This is a genomic window from Senimuribacter intestinalis (assembly GCF_943192965.1).
Taxonomy (GTDB): Bacteria; Bacillota; Clostridia; order Peptostreptococcales; family Anaerovoracaceae; genus Senimuribacter; species Senimuribacter intestinalis.
Map to the genome: position 1 here is coordinate 147,706 of NZ_CALPCF010000003.1, position 19,628 is coordinate 167,333.

Annotated in this window: 16 protein-coding genes; 7 read left to right on the top strand and 9 right to left on the bottom strand. The window is 43.7% G+C overall.

The features are described from left to right. From NFR88_RS04105 to NFR88_RS04120, 4 genes are all read right to left on the bottom strand, one after another. Window positions 1–660 (bottom strand): amino acid ABC transporter permease, encoded by a 660-nt coding sequence (locus tag NFR88_RS04105; protein ID WP_160200608.1) that lies wholly within the window; start codon window positions 658–660, stop codon window positions 1–3. An 18-nt stretch (window positions 661–678) separates the two neighbouring features. Next, complete coding sequence (locus tag NFR88_RS04110) at window positions 679–1,473, bottom strand: transporter substrate-binding domain-containing protein (RefSeq protein ID WP_160200609.1); 795 nt, start codon at window positions 1,471–1,473, stop codon at window positions 679–681. Between the two features lie 165 nt (window positions 1,474–1,638). Further along, a complete protein-coding gene (gene nhaC / locus NFR88_RS04115) occupies window positions 1,639–3,108 on the bottom strand; it encodes a Na+/H+ antiporter NhaC (protein WP_160200610.1) in 1,470 nt (489 codons plus the stop codon). A gap of 121 nt (window positions 3,109–3,229) precedes the next feature. Next, window positions 3,230–4,729 (bottom strand): trimethylamine methyltransferase family protein, encoded by a 1,500-nt coding sequence (locus NFR88_RS04120; RefSeq protein WP_160200611.1) that lies wholly within the window; start codon window positions 4,727–4,729, stop codon window positions 3,230–3,232. Window positions 4,730–5,072: 343 nt separating this feature from the next. Between NFR88_RS04120 and NFR88_RS04125 the strand changes: the two genes are divergently transcribed. From NFR88_RS04125 to NFR88_RS04145, 5 genes are all read left to right on the top strand, one after another. After that, on the top strand, window positions 5,073–6,164 hold the full coding sequence (locus NFR88_RS04125; protein WP_251613684.1) for an alanine/ornithine racemase family PLP-dependent enzyme: 1,092 nt from the start codon (window positions 5,073–5,075) through the stop codon (window positions 6,162–6,164). Between the two features lie 84 nt (window positions 6,165–6,248). Further along, complete coding sequence (locus tag NFR88_RS04130) at window positions 6,249–7,091, top strand: uroporphyrinogen decarboxylase family protein (protein ID WP_251613687.1); 843 nt, start codon at window positions 6,249–6,251, stop codon at window positions 7,089–7,091. Window positions 7,092–7,103: 12 nt separating this feature from the next. Then, window positions 7,104–8,237: an alanine racemase gene (alr, locus tag NFR88_RS04135; protein ID WP_251613690.1), complete on the top strand. Its 1,134-nt coding sequence runs from the start codon at window positions 7,104–7,106 to the stop codon at window positions 8,235–8,237. A gap of 70 nt (window positions 8,238–8,307) precedes the next feature. Continuing rightward, complete coding sequence (locus NFR88_RS04140) at window positions 8,308–9,090, top strand: CorA family divalent cation transporter (RefSeq protein ID WP_160200615.1); 783 nt, start codon at window positions 8,308–8,310, stop codon at window positions 9,088–9,090. Window positions 9,091–9,358: 268 nt separating this feature from the next. Next, complete coding sequence (locus tag NFR88_RS04145) at window positions 9,359–10,081, top strand: hypothetical protein (protein WP_251613693.1); 723 nt, start codon at window positions 9,359–9,361, stop codon at window positions 10,079–10,081. Window positions 10,082–10,157: 76 nt separating this feature from the next. Here the strand turns inward: NFR88_RS04145 and argH are convergent, their stop codons facing one another. Beyond that, window positions 10,158–11,540 (bottom strand): argininosuccinate lyase, encoded by a 1,383-nt coding sequence (gene argH, locus NFR88_RS04150; RefSeq protein ID WP_251613696.1) that lies wholly within the window; start codon window positions 11,538–11,540, stop codon window positions 10,158–10,160. A gap of 149 nt (window positions 11,541–11,689) precedes the next feature. Here argH and NFR88_RS04155 point away from each other — a divergent pair, with 149 nt between their 5' ends. Further along, a complete protein-coding gene (locus NFR88_RS04155) occupies window positions 11,690–12,715 on the top strand; it encodes a 1-aminocyclopropane-1-carboxylate deaminase/D-cysteine desulfhydrase (protein WP_251613699.1) in 1,026 nt (341 codons plus the stop codon). 312 nt (window positions 12,716–13,027) lie between these two features. On the opposite strand, the gene NFR88_RS04160 is transcribed toward NFR88_RS04155, so the two are convergent. Together NFR88_RS04160 and NFR88_RS04165 are read right to left on the bottom strand one after the other, a co-directional pair. Beyond that, complete coding sequence (locus NFR88_RS04160) at window positions 13,028–13,648, bottom strand: J domain-containing protein (RefSeq protein ID WP_251613701.1); 621 nt, start codon at window positions 13,646–13,648, stop codon at window positions 13,028–13,030. After that, window positions 13,632–14,522 (bottom strand): DUF5685 family protein, encoded by an 891-nt coding sequence (locus NFR88_RS04165; RefSeq protein WP_251613704.1) that lies wholly within the window; start codon window positions 14,520–14,522, stop codon window positions 13,632–13,634. Before NFR88_RS04165 ends, NFR88_RS04160 begins: the two co-directional genes overlap by 17 nt. A gap of 109 nt (window positions 14,523–14,631) precedes the next feature. Between NFR88_RS04165 and NFR88_RS04170 the strand changes: the two genes are divergently transcribed. Next, window positions 14,632–16,851 (top strand): GH25 family lysozyme, encoded by a 2,220-nt coding sequence (locus NFR88_RS04170; RefSeq protein WP_251613705.1) that lies wholly within the window; start codon window positions 14,632–14,634, stop codon window positions 16,849–16,851. Window positions 16,852–16,955: 104 nt separating this feature from the next. Here NFR88_RS04170 and NFR88_RS04175 read toward each other — a convergent pair whose 3' ends face one another. Both NFR88_RS04175 and NFR88_RS04180 read right to left on the bottom strand, forming a co-directional pair. Beyond that, on the bottom strand, window positions 16,956–18,662 hold the full coding sequence (locus NFR88_RS04175; protein WP_251613707.1) for an AMP-binding protein: 1,707 nt from the start codon (window positions 18,660–18,662) through the stop codon (window positions 16,956–16,958). Further along, entirely contained in the window at window positions 18,652–19,521 is an 870-nt protein-coding gene (locus NFR88_RS04180; RefSeq protein WP_251613709.1) for a hypothetical protein, read from the bottom strand. The genes NFR88_RS04175 and NFR88_RS04180 overlap by 11 nt, the downstream gene beginning before the upstream one ends. Window positions 19,522–19,628: the final 107 nt, after the last annotated feature.

Here is a 19,628-nt window from a genome sequence, read left to right on the forward strand (position 1 = left end):
TTAACTTTCAAAATAGCTCAGTTTCTTTTCCAGAGCGTTAAATGCCAGCACCAGAATGCCGCTGAATACCAGATAAAATACACCGGTCATCAGAAGCGGCCAAATGATACCGCTGCTCTTGATAAATGCCTGTCCTGCCCAAATCAGCTCGTAAACCGCAATGACGCGGGCCAGGGAAGTATCTTTAACAAGGTTAATCAGTTCGTTCCCCATAGGCGGTATGATTCTCTTGATTACCTGCAGCAGCACGATTTTAAAGAAAATCTGCCGTTTGGTAAGACCAAGCACCTGACCTGCCTCGTACTGTCCCTTGGAAATACTTTCGATGCCGCCTCTGTAAATCTCAGAAAAGTAGCAGGCATAGTTAAAGATGAAAGCAACCAGCGCAGCAATGAATCTGCCTGCATTGCTGCCGCCCCAGAGGTTATTTCCAAACATCAGACCCGGACCGTAATAAATTACAATCAGCTGCAGCAAAAGCGGCGTTCCTCTGACAATCCAGACAACCGTTCTGGAAAGCACCTTGATTACCTTGATTCTGCTCATAGAGGTAAAAGCAATCAAAAGTCCCAGAGGAAGCGACCCAATCAGCGTCAGCACAAATAATTTAATTGTGACTAAAAATCCACTGGACAGCGCCAGCATTACTTCCTGCATCATAATTTCTATAAACTTCCTTTATTTCTGTTCGATGATAGATTCCTGTACACCGTACTTCTTAGCGATTTCCATCATAGTGCCGTCAGCATAGCTGTCCTTAAAGAACTGATTTAAAGCTTCCACAAGGTCGGATTCCGGACGGAATGCCACGCCATATTCTTCGTTATTCAGCTGTACAGTGTAAGTCAAATCTTCGTAGCTGGTGCCTTCGCCAATCATAGCTCCTGCCATGATCAGGTCGATAACGCAAGCATCAGATGTGCCTGCAGATACTTCCATGAGAGCGTCAGCCTGTGTCTGCACGGCAGTCACCTCAAAGTCCATGCCTTTCAGCGTCTTTTCTCCTGCAGAACCTGCTTCTGCAGCAAAGGTCAGACCCTGCAAATCTTCTTCAGACTGAATCTGATCTGCTTTCTCTTTCTTAACAACTACTACCTGACCATTCTTGCAGTAAGGATTGGTAGTGCCCAGGGCAGAAGTTACTTCGTCTATAAGGGTCATGCCGTTCCAAACCACGTCAATGCTCTTGCCTTTAATCTCAGCAATCTTGTTGTCCCAGTCGATGACAGTGAATTCCACATCTACGCCCAGGCTCTCCGCAAAGGCTTTTGCCATATCTGCATCAAAACCGATCCAGTCGCCGTTTTCAGCTTTGTAATCCATCGGTTCATATTCTGTAATGCCGACAACCAGCGTGCCCTTTTCCTTTACATACTCCATATCGGACTGGGCATCGTCTGCGCCGCATGCTGCCATGACAAAAGTCATCACCAATGCCATCATTAAAATAAATACTTTCTTAAAATTTTTCATGTCGTAAATTTCCTTTCTTAAAAACGTAGCATTACTATAATACTCTACTTTAGTAAAGTAGTAAAGTACTTTTTTCAAAAATATGCAAAAAAGGAAAGGAACCAGCCCGCAGGCTGGCTCCTTTCCTTTTGAAAGAAGTATTTATATCAGCTCAAATAGCTAAGATTATGCTTCTAATTCTCTCTTTGTCGCTTCTTCTTCTGCTCTTCTAGCTTCTAACATCTTTTCGTATTCTTCGTCGGTCATCTTTTCGATGGTAAATCCGGTGAATCCGTAGATGATAGAAATAATCGGACACAGATAGTTAACAAAGGCATATGGTGCATATGCGATTGTCGGCTGTCCCAAGAAGCCTGTCATCGTTGCGCCACACACATTCCAAGGAATCAGTGGTGAAGTCAGTGTACCGGAGTCTTCCAGACATCTGGACAGGTTCTTGTTCTTCAGCTTTCTGTCTTCGAAAGCAGTCTTGTACATTCTGCCCGGCAGAATGATTGCCAAGTACTGGTCTGCGCAGAGCAGGTTGATGAACAGACAAGTCAGTACGGTAGTCATAATCAGAAGTCCGTTGGTCTTTGCAACCTTCAGAATCTTTTCTACCAGCTGTCCCAGCATACCTGTTGCTTCCAGTACGCCCGCGAAAGACATAGAGCAAAGTACGATGGATACAGTCCACAGCATGCCGTCAAATCCGCCGCCGCCGACTACGTCAGCTACGGAATATTCTTCAGTCAGAACGATGTCAGCACTGGAGGATTTATAGCCGTAGTGCATGATGGAGAACCACTGATCCGCATCAATTCCCTGCACAACACCCATGCAGAAGATACCCATAACTACGCCAACAAACATTGCCGGCAGTGCAGGAATCTTAAGCACTACTGCTGCAAGCAGGAACAGAACCGGCAGCATCAGGAATGGACTTACTGTAAATTCATTCTGAATTGCATCCTGGAGGATATCCTTCATTTCCATCTGAATTCCGCCGCTCGGCGCTGCACTTCTTCCTAAGATGAACCACAGAACCAGTGCGATGACATAAGATGGTGTTACAGTCCACACCATGTGCTTAATGTGATCGAAAATGTTAGAACCGGATACAGCCGGTGCCATGTTTGTAGTATCGGACATCGGAGACATCTTGTCACCGGTGTATGCGCCGGATACGACTGCGCCTGCAGCCAGCGCCGGATTGATGCCAAGACCAACTGCAATACCAATCATCGCTACGCCGATGGTACCTGCAGTGGTGTAAGAAGATCCGATTACGAAAGAAATAATCGTACACAGCAGAGCCGCAGTTACTAAGAACAGTGCAGGACTGATGATGTCCAGTCCATAGTAAATCATGGAAGGAATGATGCCGCCTGCTTTCCAGGTGGATACCAGGATACCTACTGTCAGCAGAATCAGGTTTGCCTGCATAGAGCGGCTGATACCCTGAACCATACCTTTTTCCATGACACTCCATTTCCAGCCATTGAGGGCGCCAACAATCGCTACGAAAGCAGCTGCCAGAATCATCGGCATATGTGCTTCACCATAATCCGGTGTAAGGAAGATGGAGTAACAAATTACGCCTAGCGTAAATACCACGCATAGTAACACTTGCCACATAGGAACTCGTCTACCCATAAGTTTACCTTAGTGCAACATAGAAGATAGGGGCTTCTAAGTCGTACTTTTCCTTTCTTATAATTTAAGTAAAGTATAATTTCTTTTATGACAAAAACCTAAACGTCTACCCTACTAGCGATTAAGCTTCATCATACTTTTTAATCAGGTCCTTTGCGACCTCTTCGGAAAGTCCAGCGTCAGCACAAACTTCAATGAAAGCAGCATCGAGGGCTTTTCTCTGTTCATCGGACAGCGGGCAGATAGTCTGTTTGTCGATTTCCTGTACATACTCTCTCGCCTTGTCCATGATGGACTTCTTGCCTTCTTTGATCCAAGCAGCTCTTTCCTGATAGTTCATGGTGATATTGCTGTAGTTCTGTTCCTTTTTATAATTCTTTAATGTGTGTTTCTGAGTCATGAAATTTCCGCCGGAACCAACTTCCAAAAGCAGATCTGCAGCCAGCGCTTCATCATCAAAGCGAATGCCTTTCTGCAAGTGCTTCAATGTACCGATATAGTCGTTGTCGATAACCAGCTTTTCGATGGACATTTCTGCGATTACGTTGAGTCCGCCCGGACCGGATACGTTGGATACGCCTGCCATCATAGCCATGAGACCGGATCTTGCAGATTCACTGCCTGCCTGATAATCTACAATCTTTGCGTCAGACATTGCAGCATAAGTATGTACCGGAAGTCCGTAGTAGTGACCCATCTGCGCATAGCCTGCCATTACCATGCTGCATTCCATGGATTCCATCGGGGTGTACATGGTCTTCATGTTGAAGATGCAAGGTGCACCGCCGTAGGAAACAGGATGTCCCGGTTTCGTAACCTGTGCAAGTACCAGACCTGCCAGAATTTCTACGGTGTGGTTCAGGATGCAGCCTGCCAGGGTAATTGGACCAGTTGCGCCCGCAATCTGTGCAGAAATCAGATTAATAGGGATATCCATTCTGACACAGTCGATGATATTTCTTGCTCCGATATGGGACCACTTCAGCGGAGATGTCACGCAGATATCGAAGAGTGTATACGGTTTGGTTCTGACTGCTTCTTCCGACCCTAAAACAGCCTTTAACAGCTTGAAGGTTCTAGGTACGCCTTCTGCATCAGTAGAACCGCCGATAATCGGTTTGATAGAATTCTGCATTTCGGTGTAATACAGATACTGAGATCCAAGCTCTCCCGGCGCCTCCTCACAAACGATGGAAGAAGATACAAAGTCGATGTGCGGCAGGCTCTGTGCAACTTTCGTCAAAAGTTTCAGATCCTTTACGCCGGATAGTCTAACAGTCTCGCCGTCGCTTTCCAGTACGTTGCCGGCACTGCTTCCCGGATTAAAACGGGTCTTGCCATCGCCGAATGTGCAGTAAAATTCGCCGTTTCTGTCATATAAATCAAAAGTGCTCGGCGCAGATTTGATTGCATTCTCGACTACTTCTCTCGGGAACTTAACTTTCTGCGTTGTTCTGTCTACTTCGCAGCCTGCTCCCTCAAGTAAATCAAGTGCCTCGTCATAAGCAAAAATGATTCCTAAATTTTCCAACACATATAATGCCTTTTCATGCATTTCTTTTACCTGCTCGTTGCTCAGTACTCTAAGCTGGGGCATGTTGTCAAATGTAAATTTGTTCATTCTTTTTCCTTCACCTTTCATACTTTGTTTATCTATTAAATTATACATAATTTCTGAATATCATTTTAGGTCTTTTTTCAGATATTTTAGAAAAAAAATTGCCATTTCAATATAGCCTTTTTATACAGTGCTTCTGCATGTCCTTCCTCCCTGATTTATCAACATTTATCACACATTGTCAATTATTAGACAAAGTCTATTTTCCTGTCTTATACTTAATTTTTCCTCAAAAAAATACCAAAGGAAATAATCTTTCTATATGGACTTCCCTGCTTCTCCCATGGTAAAATAGATCCATTAGAATAGAAAATGAAGATACGCGCTTATAAAAAAGGAGAACACCATGGTAAAACAAATTTATCCGAGAGTTGAAATCAACTTACAGTATCTAAAAGAAAATGTAGCCGCAGTCGTTGAAAAGTGCAAACCTTTTGGTATTGACATTGCCGGCGTTATCAAAGGAACAACAGGTATTCCTGAATGTGCTAAAATGTTTGCTGAAGGCGGTGCAAAGCTAATCGCTTCCTCCAGACTGGAGCAGATTGAAGACGCTATTGACTGCGGTATTGATCTTCCAATGCTGCTGCTGCGTGTTCCTATGCTCAGCGAACTTCCAGAAGTTGTAAGACTTTGCGATGTCAGCTTAAACAGTGAGGTCTCCGTACTGAAAGCTTTGAACGAAGAAGCTGCAAAGCAGAACAAGGTACACAAAGTCATTCTGATGGCTGACCTTGGAGACCTTCGTGAAGGATTCTGGGACAAGGACGAAATGGTTGATGTTGCTGTCATGGTAGAAAATGAGCTTAAGAATCTGGAACTAGGTGGCGTCGGCACCAATCTGGGCTGCTACGGCTCCATCGAAGCAACAGCTGACAAACTGGACGAACTGGTTGCTATCGCAGAAAGAATCGAAGGCAAAATCGGCAGACAGCTGGAATACATCTCCGGTGGCGCTACTACAAGCCTGCCTAGAATTATCAATCACGACATGCCAAAGAGAATCAATCTGCTCAGAGTCGGCGAAGGTATTCTTCTCGCAAGAGATTTAGATGTATTTTACGGTTATGACATGAGCTGGATGCACCAGGACACTTATACGCTGAAAGCTGAAGTCATCGAAGTCAAGGACAAACCGTCCCACCCGGTTGGCAAAATTTCTATTGATGCTTTTGGACACACACCTGAATATGTTGACAGAGGCATCAGAAAGAGAGCCCTTCTTGGTATCGGTAAGGTGGATTACGGCAGTATCGACGAAATCTTCCCGAAAGATAAAGGTGTTGAGGTCATTGGCGCTTCCTCCGACCACACTATCTTAGATATCGAAGATGCCGAAAGAGATCTGAAGCCTGGTGATATCGTATCCTTCGGCATCAACTACGCTTCTATCGTATATCTGACCAACTGTAAAAACGTACAGATTGTATTCGTATAAAATATTCTTATCCACGACGCATAAAATCCCCGGCCGGCAAGAAAGCCTTGTTTGCCGGGATTTTTATAAAGGAGGTAACAAGCAATGGCAAAACTAATCGATTACAGCTGTAAATACGCAGAGTACATCGGCATGTCAAAGGAAGAAGCTGCAGCAAAGGGACTTTCTCTTCCTGAGGCATATTTTAGCGCAGAAGCAATCGCCGCCCTGGCAGGCGAAAATGCAGTGCTGCCCTTTGACCCAGTTCTTGAGGCTGAAAGCATGGGCGCAAAAATTAAGTTTGACGATTCCCCACTGGGCCCCCGCAAGGACACCGATATTGTCACAAAAATCGATGAGCTTGCAAACCTTTCTCCTATGGACATTACCAGCAGACGAATCAGCGAAACCCTGAAAGCAGTCAAAGCGATCAATGAAGCCGGCGGCAATGCAACGGTGGAGCTTCACGGACCAGTTACCATCATCAACGGCGTCAGTGATCTAATGAAAATACTTATGGGCTGGCGAAAAAAGCCGGAAGTCATGGATCAGTTCTTCACGAAAGTTTCTGATGGACTTGTAGATTTTGCGCTGGCGGCTTACGATGCCGGCTGCCGCATCATCTACTATACCGATTCTCCGGGAAGTCTGAATATACTCGGTCCAAAATTTGCAAAGCAAATCACAGAAAACTTCACTGTTCCGTTCTTGAGAAAACTGGATGAAACGCTTCCGGCAGACTGCATCGTACATCTCTGCCCCAAGACTTCATTCCTTCTGACCGGCTTTGAAAAAGCGCAGTGGCGAAAGTTTGAGCTTGACGAAAAGATGCCATACAAGGACGCATGTTTATTTGCTTTGGGAAAGGTTCGCATTCTGGGGCAGCGCTGTCGCAAAGCAGACAATATTACCGTTTCCCATATCAATTATCTGCATCTGAACGAATAAGGAGGCATCCTTATGGAAAACAACTACTATAACTCCTACTTTAAAGTAGATATGGACACTGTTGTGAACAATTATAAGATTGTAAAAAAACACATCGGTCCTGATACGGATATTATCCCTGTCGTCAAAGGCAACTGCTACGGTTTTGGTCTTGTACCTATGGCAAAACTTTTTGTAGAGCGCTGCGGTGCTAAACTGATTGCAAACTCAGCGATGCACGAGTCTGTAGAGCTCAGACATGCAGGTCTTTCCTGCGAGATTCTCATCGTTGGCGGCATCCCACAGCATCTTCTCCACGGTGCAATCGAATACGATTTGCAGATTCCACTCTTTGAAGAAGTCACCGCCCGCCGGCTCAATGCTCTTTCTGGCGAAGCAAGAAAAAAGACCAAAGTCCATATCAAAATTAACACTGGCATGAACCGGCTTGGCGTAAAACCTGGTCAAAATTTGGAAAATCTTTTGAATTTGGTAAAATCTTTTGACAACATTGAAGTAGTCGGCGCTTATACCCACTTTGTATCTTCGACTGCCGATTATTATGATCCCTTCACGTTGGAACAGTTTGCACGCTTTCAGGAAGGCGTTTCTCAAATAAAGGCGGCTGGCTTTTCGCTGCAGTACGTGCATTGCTGCAATTCCGCTGCTACTTCATGGTACAGGGAAGCTATAGACTACAGCACCCATGTCCGTTCCTGTACTTCGATTCTAGGGCATATGGCCATGGAAGACGGCAGAGAGCCTCTAGGACTTACAGAACCTGTAGAAATCGGCACCTATATCACCAACGTACACCAGATTGATACGGGCGACAGTGTAGGTTACAGCCGCGCATTCATTGCCAGCGAACCGATGAAAATTGCTACACTTTCAGTAGGATTCGCCGATGGATTTTATCCTGGCTGGATGAGAAAACAAGGACCTGTCCTGGTAAATGGTCGCCGCACACGATTCCTCGGCTGCTGTATGGATCAAGCTTTTATCGATGTAACAGGTATTCCTTGTGAGATCGGGGATAAAGTAATCATGGTGGGACGCGATGGCGATGAGCAGATTACAACGTGGGAGATGGAACAATTCTGTGAAAATACCTTTGAATTTTTGTACGGCACGCTGGGACACAGAGTCGCAAGAATTTATAAATAAAGAAAAGTTGCACATACTATTGACGGCAGATTCTAAACTCTGCCGTCTTTTATACTGAAAGAGGTGCACGATGATTAAAATTTTAGAAGAAAAGGATGTCTCAACGTTAAAAGAATATGTGAATGATGACATCATCCGCCGTTTAGATGATAGCCGCAGTTTTTTTACAGTACTTTCAGAACGGACATATTTTCTGACCTTCTACTGGATGGATGGAAAGAAGGTCACCATCTTCGCGGACAAAAATCATCTGCTCATTGCCAGCGACAGCACTGCCATTTGTGAATTTGCACAAAACATAGATACCCCTTTTGACGGAGTTTTGCAGCTTCACGAATTTCTGCTGGAAATGACTGCAAGCGATGTACACAAGCTGGAATCTCTGGAAAACCTGATCATTTCCCTTGAGGATAAGCTGCTCATGGATAGCACACCAGGAAAGGATGGCATTTCCGACATCGTCAAAGTCCGCAAGGATTTAATCAAGGTTAAGCGCTATTATGAACAGATGGAATTTCTCACAGATGCGCTATGTGCGGTAGATTCCAGCTTTGCCTATATTGACAAAAAATTTGACCGTCTTTTGGAGTTCACCTTTCATCTGCAGACTTATTTGGAATCGGTGCGGGAGGCCTATCAGTCCCAAATCGATATTGAGCAGAATAACATCATGAAAGTTTTCACTGTAGTCACGTCAATTTTCCTTCCTCTTTCCCTGATTGCTGCTTGGTACGGTATGAACTTCTCTCTGCCCGAATATCAGTGGTCCTATGGCTACCCTTTTGTGGTTTCTCTATCATTAGGACTGGTCGTAGGTCTTTTGATTTTCTTTCGAAAGAAGAAATGGTTTTGAGGATTCCGGCAATTTAATTCTATTTTTTGTATTAATTTCTATTATTTGTAAATTTTTATTGTATTTTACATTTTATTCATGGTATAATCGGATTAAATTACGGTATGTCCGTTCCAGTTTGAAACCGTTTTTTACCAGTTTTCAGATTTTCTCCAATCGGTTTTCAAAATCCCGATTTCATTCGCAAAAAGAAACCTTTTTGGGCACTTTTGAAAACCTTCTTCTAAAAAGCTGAAAACTGGAAGACAATTACACGACATACCTGCACATGAAAGGAGATGATTCAAAAATGAATTTCGTCGATACAGCTACCGCACAACTTGATTTTTTAAAAAGACAGCAACAATACTGTAAAAATCAATTATCTGACCTTCCTATGGGAAATCTAGTAAAGAAAAGCAGCAAGGGAAAAGAATACTATTACATAGATACCGGCACTGCACTTGTCAGTTTGAAAAACAGCCCTGAATTATACCAGCAATACAAAAGTAAAAAAGCACTCCTGCAGCAACTTCGCTCTCTACAAATTGATATTCCCCTGTTAAAAAAATTGTTAAATACTTACCAGCCAATTATCCCTCTTGAGAACGACTGGCACAACTTTGCCGCTGAGCAGAATACTGGCTGGAAGCAGGATAAAAAACATCTTTATCAGGGTGTCTATTACCGCTCTAAATCCGAGACACTTATTGCTTCCATACTGACCTCTTACCAATTTCGTTTCAAATATGAGGTTGAATACACAGTAAACGGTTTTAAATATTATCCTGATTTTCTCATAGAGCGTCCCCGCGATAAAAAAATATTCCTCTGGGAACATTTTGGAAAAATCGACGATGAAGAATATGTGCGCAAGATATTTTTTAAGCTGCAGGACTACCACAATGCAGGCATTAACCTTTGGGATAATCTGATTATTACCTTTGATCTAGCTGACGGCAGTCTGAATGCCGATTATATTGACCGCATTATAAAACTATATCTGTTGTAATCCTCTCTCAAAACGTGCAAAAGAACGAGATTTCCCAAATTCTCGTTCTTTTAAACCTTTTTTTATCTATTACTACTTATTTTAAACTTTCAAGGAATGCCCTTCCCGCTGCAATCTGTCTTCTGACCTCTGACGGCGCTGTCCCACCAAAAGAAATTCTGGCGTCGACGCAGGCCTTAATACTGATATCGCCAAGGGATTTCTTCGAAATTCTGCCGTCGATTTCGCTGAGCTGTTCATCGGTTAAATCCTCAAGCTGACAACCATTAACCTCACAGACTTTCACCATGCGCCCAACAATTTCGTGTGCTTCTCTGAATGGAATGTTTTGCTTAACGAAATGCTCCGCAATATCGGTAGCGTTTAGGAATCCCTTTGCCATCTGCGCCTCAATCTGATCCAATCTGAACTCCGTCTTTTCCAGCATATTAGCAAAGATGGTAATGCTGGCCTTCCATGTGTCTACCGCGTCAAAGAGGCTTTCCTTATCCTCCTGAAAATCCTTGTTATAGGCAAGAGGCGTCCCCTTCATCACGGTCAGAAGCTGCATCAAATCTCCATAGACTCTGCCCACTTTTCCGCGAAGCAGTTCCGCCATATCCGGGTTCTTTTTCTGCGGCATAATGCTGCTGCCTGTACAGTAACTGTCATCGATATCAATAAAACTGAACTCCTGAGAGTTCCACCATACAAACTCTTCCGCCCATCTGGATAGATGCATCATGGAAATGGACGCATCGCTTAAAAATTCAATACTGTAGTCCCGATCGCTGACACTGTCCATGGCATTTTCTGTTGGCGCTGCAAAACCCAAAAGCTTCGCGGTTTTATGCCTGTCAATGGGAAGAGTCGTCCCTGCAAGAGCACCTGCTCCTAAAGGACATAAGTTCATTCTGTGGTAAGTATCATGAAGCCTTTCGATATCTCTTTTAAACATCTGGAAATACGCCATGAACACAAATCCTAAGGTAATTGGCTGCGCATGCTGAATATGGGTAAATCCCACGGTCAAACAATCCGCATATTTCTCAGCTTTTTCCAAAATTACTTCTTCCAGATAATAGAGTCTGTCCAGAATCTCTCCAATTTCTTTCTTTAGATACATTCTGCCATCGACTTGGCACTGGTCATTTCTGCTTCTAGCTGTGTGCAGTTTCTTACCCACATCGCCAATCTCAGCAATCAGCCGGCTTTCAATTCCCATATGAATATCTTCATCTTCTACGTTAAATATAATTTCACCGCTTCTAATTTTTTCACGTATGGTTTCAAGACCTGCGATAATTTTCCCACTCTCTTCTTTTGTGACAATCCCCTGCGCCGCAAGCATTGTTACATGCGCAATACTGCCGTCTATATCTTCGTTATACATTCTTTGATCAAATCCGATAGATGCATTGAACACCTTTACAATTTCATCCATTTCCTTTTCAAATCTGCCACCCCATAAGCTCGCCATATTGTATTCCTCCTTCATTTCTTATACGCACTGTTGCTCGATTCTCATTATTATACTAGATAATTCATAAATATACAACCTTTTCCCCCTGTTTTTTCTTTCAAATATGTGGTACAATATCTTTCAGTAAATGAACAGGAGGATTTTATATGACTTTAGGACGTGAGAAATTACATTTTCTCAATTCACCAACCCCGATTACCTATCTCGAAAATATTTCAAAAGAACTAGGCGTCAATTTTTATCTGAAAAGAGACGATTTGACCAATTTCGGTACCGGCGGCAATAAGCTACGTAAGCTGGAATATCTGGTAAAAGATGCATTGGACCAGGATGCGACTATGCTGCTGACCGTCGGCGGCGCACAGACCAATCACGGCAGACTAACTGCTGCTGTCGCTGCAAAATACGGTCTTAAAGCTGCCATCGTAGCCGTTGACCCTTATCCAGGCGAAATATCAGCTAATCTTCTTCTTGACGGTATCATGGGCTGTCCTGTTTATCTGGTGCAGGACGACGGCGTACATACCGCAGACGAGCTTGAGGCAGCAACAGTTAAAAAAGTGACAGAAGAGTGGGAGGCAAAGGGTGAAAAAGTCTACTTTATTCCGGTTGGCGGCTCTAACGAAATCGGTGCGTTAGGTTACTATGACTGTGCTTTAGAGCTGGCTGCACAGGTAGAAGAAATGCAGCTTTCTGACGTTCGTCTGATTTCTACTGTAGGTAGCATGGGTACTTACATGGGTCTTGCCTGTGCCATCAAAAACGAAGGATTGCCCCTTCGGCTAACTGGTATCAGCATTTCTCCAAAGAAAGATATCTACGCCATGGCGGCTAATTACTATGATCGTATGAAAACTCTTTTCAATCTGCCAAAGGAAATGAACAAATCTGATTTTGATATCACGACTGAATACGACTGCGGTGCTTACAATAACCCGGTTAAGGAAGTGCGCGAAGCCATTTATTACATGGGGCGCAAAGAAGCCGTAATCTTAGATCCTTGCTATACTGGAAAAACCTTTGCAGGCATTTTGGATATGATAAAAAAAGGCACAATCGCGCATGGCGAAAATGTCATCATGCTGCATACCGGTGGCATTCCTGGTATTTACACTGCACACCACCGTGTTGAGATGGAAAAAGAACTGAAAGATTATATTCATATTATTTAATCGCCTAATAAACGAAAAAGCTGATCTGCCGGAAAGGTATGCCGCAAGGCGCCTTCTTCAGCAAGTCAGCTTTTTAGGTTTATATTCTAACAAGACGCTCTTCAATTTGGTTGAGACGATTATAGATTGGCGCCATTTTCTCGTCTGCTAAATTGGTGACTTCATCATAGCACACAATTATACTGTCTACCAGTCTCTTGGGGTGAGATCCTCAAAGTTCTGCAATTTAGATTCTTCCCCTTACAAATGGCTAAAAATACTGGAAAATAACCCCTGTAAATGTTCTCTTAAGGCTTAATAAAATTCCATTTTTTACCAGCAAGGTGAGCACCAGGTCGTAAGGCAATAAAATGTGCAGCAATTTGCGCAGCAGTCATCACTTCGATTATATCCCTGCCCGTCAGAACGGTTTTTATACATACTTCCCTGCGCTATCATCTGCTGATAAACTCTCTGATATTCAAAATTATTTGGATCCATATCAATAGCCTGGCGCAAATTGCTGATTCCATCATCAATCCAGCCTTTCCGATAAGATAGCACTCCACTTAAGAAAAACCACTCAGCATCTCGCATAGGTGCATGAATCAGCATTTGTTCCGCTCCTATAAAATCACCTCGGTCAATGGCCTGGCGAACTGCATAATAATCACTGCTGCCAGAAGCACGGCTATTTGAGCCACCTGCATACCCCCTGCCAGAATCTGAAGCCCATGTGCCGGACCAGCTACCAGAGCCACCGCCGGCTCTTCCCTTCATCAGCACATCATACGCCTCATTAATCTCCTGCAGCTTCTCCTCTGCTAAATCTGCAAGGGGATTGTTCTGATATTTATCCGGATGATATTTTTTTACAAGCGCTTTATACGCCGCTTTGATTTCTTCATCTGAAGCGTTCTGTGAAACGCCCAGTACTTCATATGGATTGCTCATCTGTATCTATCCTTTCTCTAAGAATCTGGTCTGTGCATGCGCGCAGTCCCATAAAAATAATATTTTCGACAATCTCTGTATTTTGCTTTAGTTCCAGTAAGTCATATGTCATCGCAATTTCCCCCAGACATTGATATAGCAAAGTGTCCATGCCCTCAAGGTGATTTTTTCTGTAAATTAGAGGATTATAGCAGCCTTTTTCCATATCCTTTTCATAGTCATCCAATGCATCTATGATATAAATCCACCGCCCCAGCGCACGACCCAGCTGGGCAAGCACTCTGGTCTGCTTCTCTTCTTTCGCGGATAGAGAACTTCCCTCCAAAAATCCGGTAAACAGCACTTCCATCAAATCAGAAAAAGCCTCCGCGGTCTGGTCTACAGAGGTTGACTTTCCCTCCTCCAACAAAGATAGCTTTGTCAGTGCTTTCTCAACGTTTGTACAAAGGTTCTGATAACGCTTTTCTAGTTTCTTGTAGGCATGGCGCAAAGCGGTTTTTCCCGCAAAGCCTGCAACACTTTTTTCGTCTTTCCAGTCGTCTAAAAATTTATGATACGTTAAAATTACCATAACGTCCGCTCCATAGTCAATAGCAGCATTATCGTAAATCACAGGTTTTTTCTCTATGGGGTGAGTGATACAATGCTCCAGTTTCAGCGTATCTTTTGTATCTTCAAAGCCCGCCAAAACCAGTGCAAGAAATACTGCGTCATAGCTGAGCCCAAGCCTTGGAATCTGGCCAATTCTTCTGGCTATGGATTTACAGATACCGCAGTAATAGCCCTGGTACAAGGTATAATCCCGCACCTTCAATTCATTTTTCTCTATGGTAACATAACCCAACATAATATCTTGATAATAAACCATTTTCATGAAGTTTTCAAGAAGTCTATGTGAAAATTCTACTCATGCTGTCGACAAATTCGGACAAATTTGTTAAGATAGAAGGGCATAGTAAAATTATAATTTTAGGAGAGATGAAATGAATACAAAAAAACTACTATTAACTGCGGTTTTATCCATTGCCGCTCTCTTTGCCACCTGCATAGTCGCCTCTGCCAGCAGCGCCGTTGTGGATTCCGGCGGTTATTCCCATGCTTCCAAATTCGGAAACACCCTGGTCATCGACGGCATTGATGTATCCGAGTATCAGCAGCAGATTGACTGGGCCAAGGTGAAAAGACAAGGTATCGACTACGCCTACATTCGCGTCGGTTTTTCTTATCTTGCCTCACCTCACCGCACTAACACTGACTCATATTTTGAATACAACTATAAAGAAGCCCGTGCCAACGATATCATGGTCGGCGTATACTACTATTCCACAGCAACTTCCCCGACAGAAGCACAGAAGGAAGCCAAGTATGTGCTGGATGTGCTGGACGGCAGAGAATTGGATTTACCAGTTGCTTATGACTTTGAGATGCCTTCTGGCAGCAGACTCACCAGTGCATATAACAGCTGGTCCTCTTCCACCAGAAAGGACAAGGCTGCGACCAACTCCCTTGCTTTTCTAAACTACATAAAAAAGAACTCCGACTATGAGTCCATGTTTTACTCTTATCGCGCCATCACCTCCCCCTACGGAAATCCCAGCAGCAACAAAATAAACATGAATCTAATTGACAATAAATTCAAGGTATGGCTGGCACAGTACTCCACTGACAATAGCTACGAAAGACCTTACGAATATTGGCAGTACACTTCCAGCGGAAGCATCACCGGTATCAGCGGTCGGGTGGACTGCAACTTCTGGTACTATGATAATAATGCCGAAGAAACAAAATCTGGCACGAAATCCATAAAAAACGCTTCCGTTTCTCTCGGAAAAACGTCCTACGAATATACAAAATACAGAAAATACCCTTCAGTCTCCGTTACCTACAACGGCACAAAATTGACGAAAGGCGTCGACTATAAAGTCAATTACATCAAAAACGTATTGGCTGGCACTGCTTATGCACGCATTGAAGGTATCGGCAAGTATTCCAACGTAAAAATGGTTCCATTTACCATTACTACCACCGATATTGCAGACGGCGGCACTGTCGGCAGTATTGCCGATGTAACCTACAGCGGCAGCGCAAAAAAGCCGACTGTAAAAGTTCAGTACAAAGGCACTACGCTTAAAACCTGTGATTACTCCGTTTCCTATTCCAACAACAAGAACGCAGGTACAGCAACAGTGAAAATTACAGGAAAAAGAAATTATCACGGCACTTTAACCAAGACCTTTAAAATCAAAAAAGCAACTCCAAAGTTTACCGGATACACCACCTATAACCGGACCACTGACAGAGATGATTTCACCATCAACACCAAGTGCGACAGCGATGGAAAGCTGACCTACAAATCCAGTGATACTTCCATCGCTACAGTCAGCAATACAGGTAAAGTTTCCCTAAAAGGAGGCACCGGTACAGCGGTCATTACCGTAACCTCCGCGGAAACCAACAACTACGAAAAAGCAACCAGGCAGGTCAATATAAAAGTAACCGCTGCCGCTCAGCCAGAAGATCCGGTTACACCGCAGCCTCCTGCTGCAAATGGCACAATTGCAGGCGTCGAAAATACGACAATCAAAGCAAGTTCTGCTTTAGGCAGTGGATTTATCCAGCTAAACTGGACCAAATCCGCAGGCTATAAGGTGGATTACTACGAAGTATATAGAAGCACAGCATCCGGAAGCTACAGCAACACACCTTTCTACATTACTACGTCTGGTACTGCTGTCACTTACAAGAATACAAAAAGCTTGACTAATGGTACCAAGTATTACTATAGGATCCGAGGTGTACGCACCATCGATGGTAAAAAATACTACACGCAGTGGTCCAATCAAGCATACAGGACCTATCAAGCTCCGGCAAATACGAATTCAAACGAGAAGCTGATTGCGGGGGTTCAAGCAACCACGATAACAGCAAAATCTGAATTGGGCAGCGGTTTTATCCGCATCAACTGGGAAAAATCTGCAGGATACAAGATGGACTATTACGAAATCTATAGATCCACAAAGTCGGGGACCTATGACAGTACCCCTTTCTTTAAGACAGCCAGCGGTACTGTACTGACTTACAAAAATACCAAAAGCCTAACAAAAGGCACCCGCTACTATTTCAGAATTCGCGGCGTGCGTACCATTGATGGTATCACTTATTATTCCAAATGGTCTAATCAGGCATACAGAACTTACAATTAACGAGCAATTAACTAACGCTTTCTATAAACGCGAAGGGCAGTCTCAAAGAAATGATTTCTTTTGAGACTGCCCTTTGCCCTTATATATATCGTATATAAACGTTCTTATATTTCTTTTCCTGCCATTTCTTCTTCTAATTTCCGATATGCTACTTTTCCAACCAATGTCGTCGGCAGCATATCCCGAAATTCGATATGTTTTGGCATGGCGTATTTTGCTACATTTTTTTCAAGGTGCTTCATAATGCTGATCTTGGTTTCTTCACTCGGCGAAAAACCCGGTTTCAGCATAACAAAAGCGATTACTTTCTGCATTTTCAGCGGGTCAGGCACACCGATAACGCAGCTCATATGTACCGCATCATGAGCGTCCAGCACATTTTCGATTTGAGACGGATATACATTGTATCCACTGGTAACAATCATGCGCTTAATTCTCTGACGGAAATACACAAATCCGTCTTCATCCATCAAACCCAAATCCCCCGTATGCAGCCACGTGTGACCATCCTCATGGGTCTTCAGCGTATCTGCTGTCTCCTCCGGGTGGTTGATATATTCCATCATAACCGTAGGTCCGCAAAGGCAGATTTCACCTTCTTCTCCGTAAGGCACTTCCTCCGTCGTTCCCACTTTAACAATCTTATAGTAGGTATCCGGAAACGGCAAGCCAATGCTTCCCTCTTTTTCCATATGTACCGGCGTCAGACAGCTTGCAGTGACACATTCAGTAGTGCCATAGCCTTCTCTGACAACGATATGGGCACCATGAGATTTTAAAAATGCGTCAAACCGCTTTTTCAACTCTACCGACAGAGAATCTCCGCCGCTGAACACGCCTTTCAGGCATGCCAGATTCACCTTATCTAAAGTCGGCAGGCGAAGCAGCGCCTCATAGAGGGTAGGCACTCCTGCAATGAAATTAGGCTGGTGCTTTTTAATCAGCTTGGCGTAACTCTCCGGTGTAAATCGCGGAATCAGAATGCATCTGCCGCCGTTAGCTACCATAGAGTGGATGCTTACACCAAGACCAAAACCGTGAAACATCGGCATAACTGCCAGCATCTTGTCACCAGGCTTAAACATTTTATTGGTTGCCAAAATCTGTGCCGCCAAAGCATTAAAATTCAGATTGGATAAGAGAATTCCCTTCATAATGCCAGTGGTGCCGCCGCTATAAAGAATAACCGCAGGATCTTCTCCCACGCGCTGCCGTTCATACGGCGCCTTGTAGCCCTTACCGTTTTTCAAAAAATTCTCCCACCAGATAATCACAGCATCCTTAGGCACTTTGATTTTGCGACCTTCCATAAGATAATAGCCCTTCTTTTTAATCGGGCTGAGCACATCCTTTACACTGGTGATAATCAGACTGCGCAGCGGTACATTCTGTCTGATGTTTGCAAACTTACCGTACATCTGATCCAGTGTTAGGCAGACTGCACTTCCTGATTCTCTAATGGTAAATTCAATTTCCTTTTCGCTGGAAAGAGGATGTACCATGTTGGCGATAGCGCCTACCAGATTTACCGCATAGAACATTATCATGGTTTGAGGCGCATTAGGCATACAAATTGTAACGGACTCTCCCTCCTGCACACCAATGGCTTTCAAAGCTCTTGCACAATCATTGATTTCCTTGATAAAAGTTTTATATGTAGTCTTGCTTCCCATAAAATCATAGGCAATGTAATCCGGATACTTCTCGGCAACAGCTTCCACCATTTCGTACATGGAACACTGGCGATAGGTCAAGCTTGCCGGCACACCGCCTAAATTTTTAATCCAAGGCGCTTTTAACTCAGTTGTCATAATCTACTTCCTCCCTTGCTGCAGTCTCCAGAAGCTCCGGATTCTGCAATAAATATTTCAGCAGTTTCACAGTTTTAGAATAGTAGTAGCCATCAGCGATTCGCTCATCCAAAGTTAAACCAATATCAATGATCTCCCTGCCATCTACTATCTTTTTCTCACCCAGCACCACGAAAATGGAATTGGTACCCCAGTTTGACAGGTGATGGTAGCCTGACTTCAGTCCAATAGACCCCAGATTCGTCATAAAAACCGTCGCAAAATTGGGGTCTTCCTTGATCAGCGCATCAGGCACTTTCCCATAGTAATCCAACTTGTGCAAAATCCACATGACAAAGCGAAGTACAGGTCTTGGCAGTTTCATCAGCATATCCATAGCGCCTGTCGTATTATCGGTTTCCGCCGCTTTTTCACTGCTTCCTCTGTATCGATTAATAATATCATAGACCTTTTCTCTAACAATTTCAATGGTGGTATCCTCATCAAAAGACAGATAAGCGAGGGCTTCCCCGCCGTCGTCAGAAAACTCCTTCTTTACCACAAAAGCAGCCGTCAAATCATCTCTCTGAAAAATTCTGCCGCCCTTGATGAAGCGATTCATGTTCGGTCTGAGCGTTACAGTCTTGACAAAAGCAGCAATAAGAACCTGAAATAGTTTATACTTCATTTCAGGGTTCTCGGCGTTTTTCTTTTCCATATAGGCATTCACATTGGTTAAATCAATTCGCTCACAGATGTAAGCCTCGTTATCCGCACGATTGGGATAGATATATGGCATGATACCATGAAGGGAATCCAGCTCTCTCAGCCATCTTCCATCCTTGCGGTCACCGCGTTTCTTTTTATAATTCTTAGACATCCTCGTCCTCTTTTCAAAAATTACTTTGCATTATATTGTACTTTTTTTGAGGAAAAAAGTCAAATCCTGCCCTCTTAATAAAAACCGCAAACCGGAAGACTCAGGAA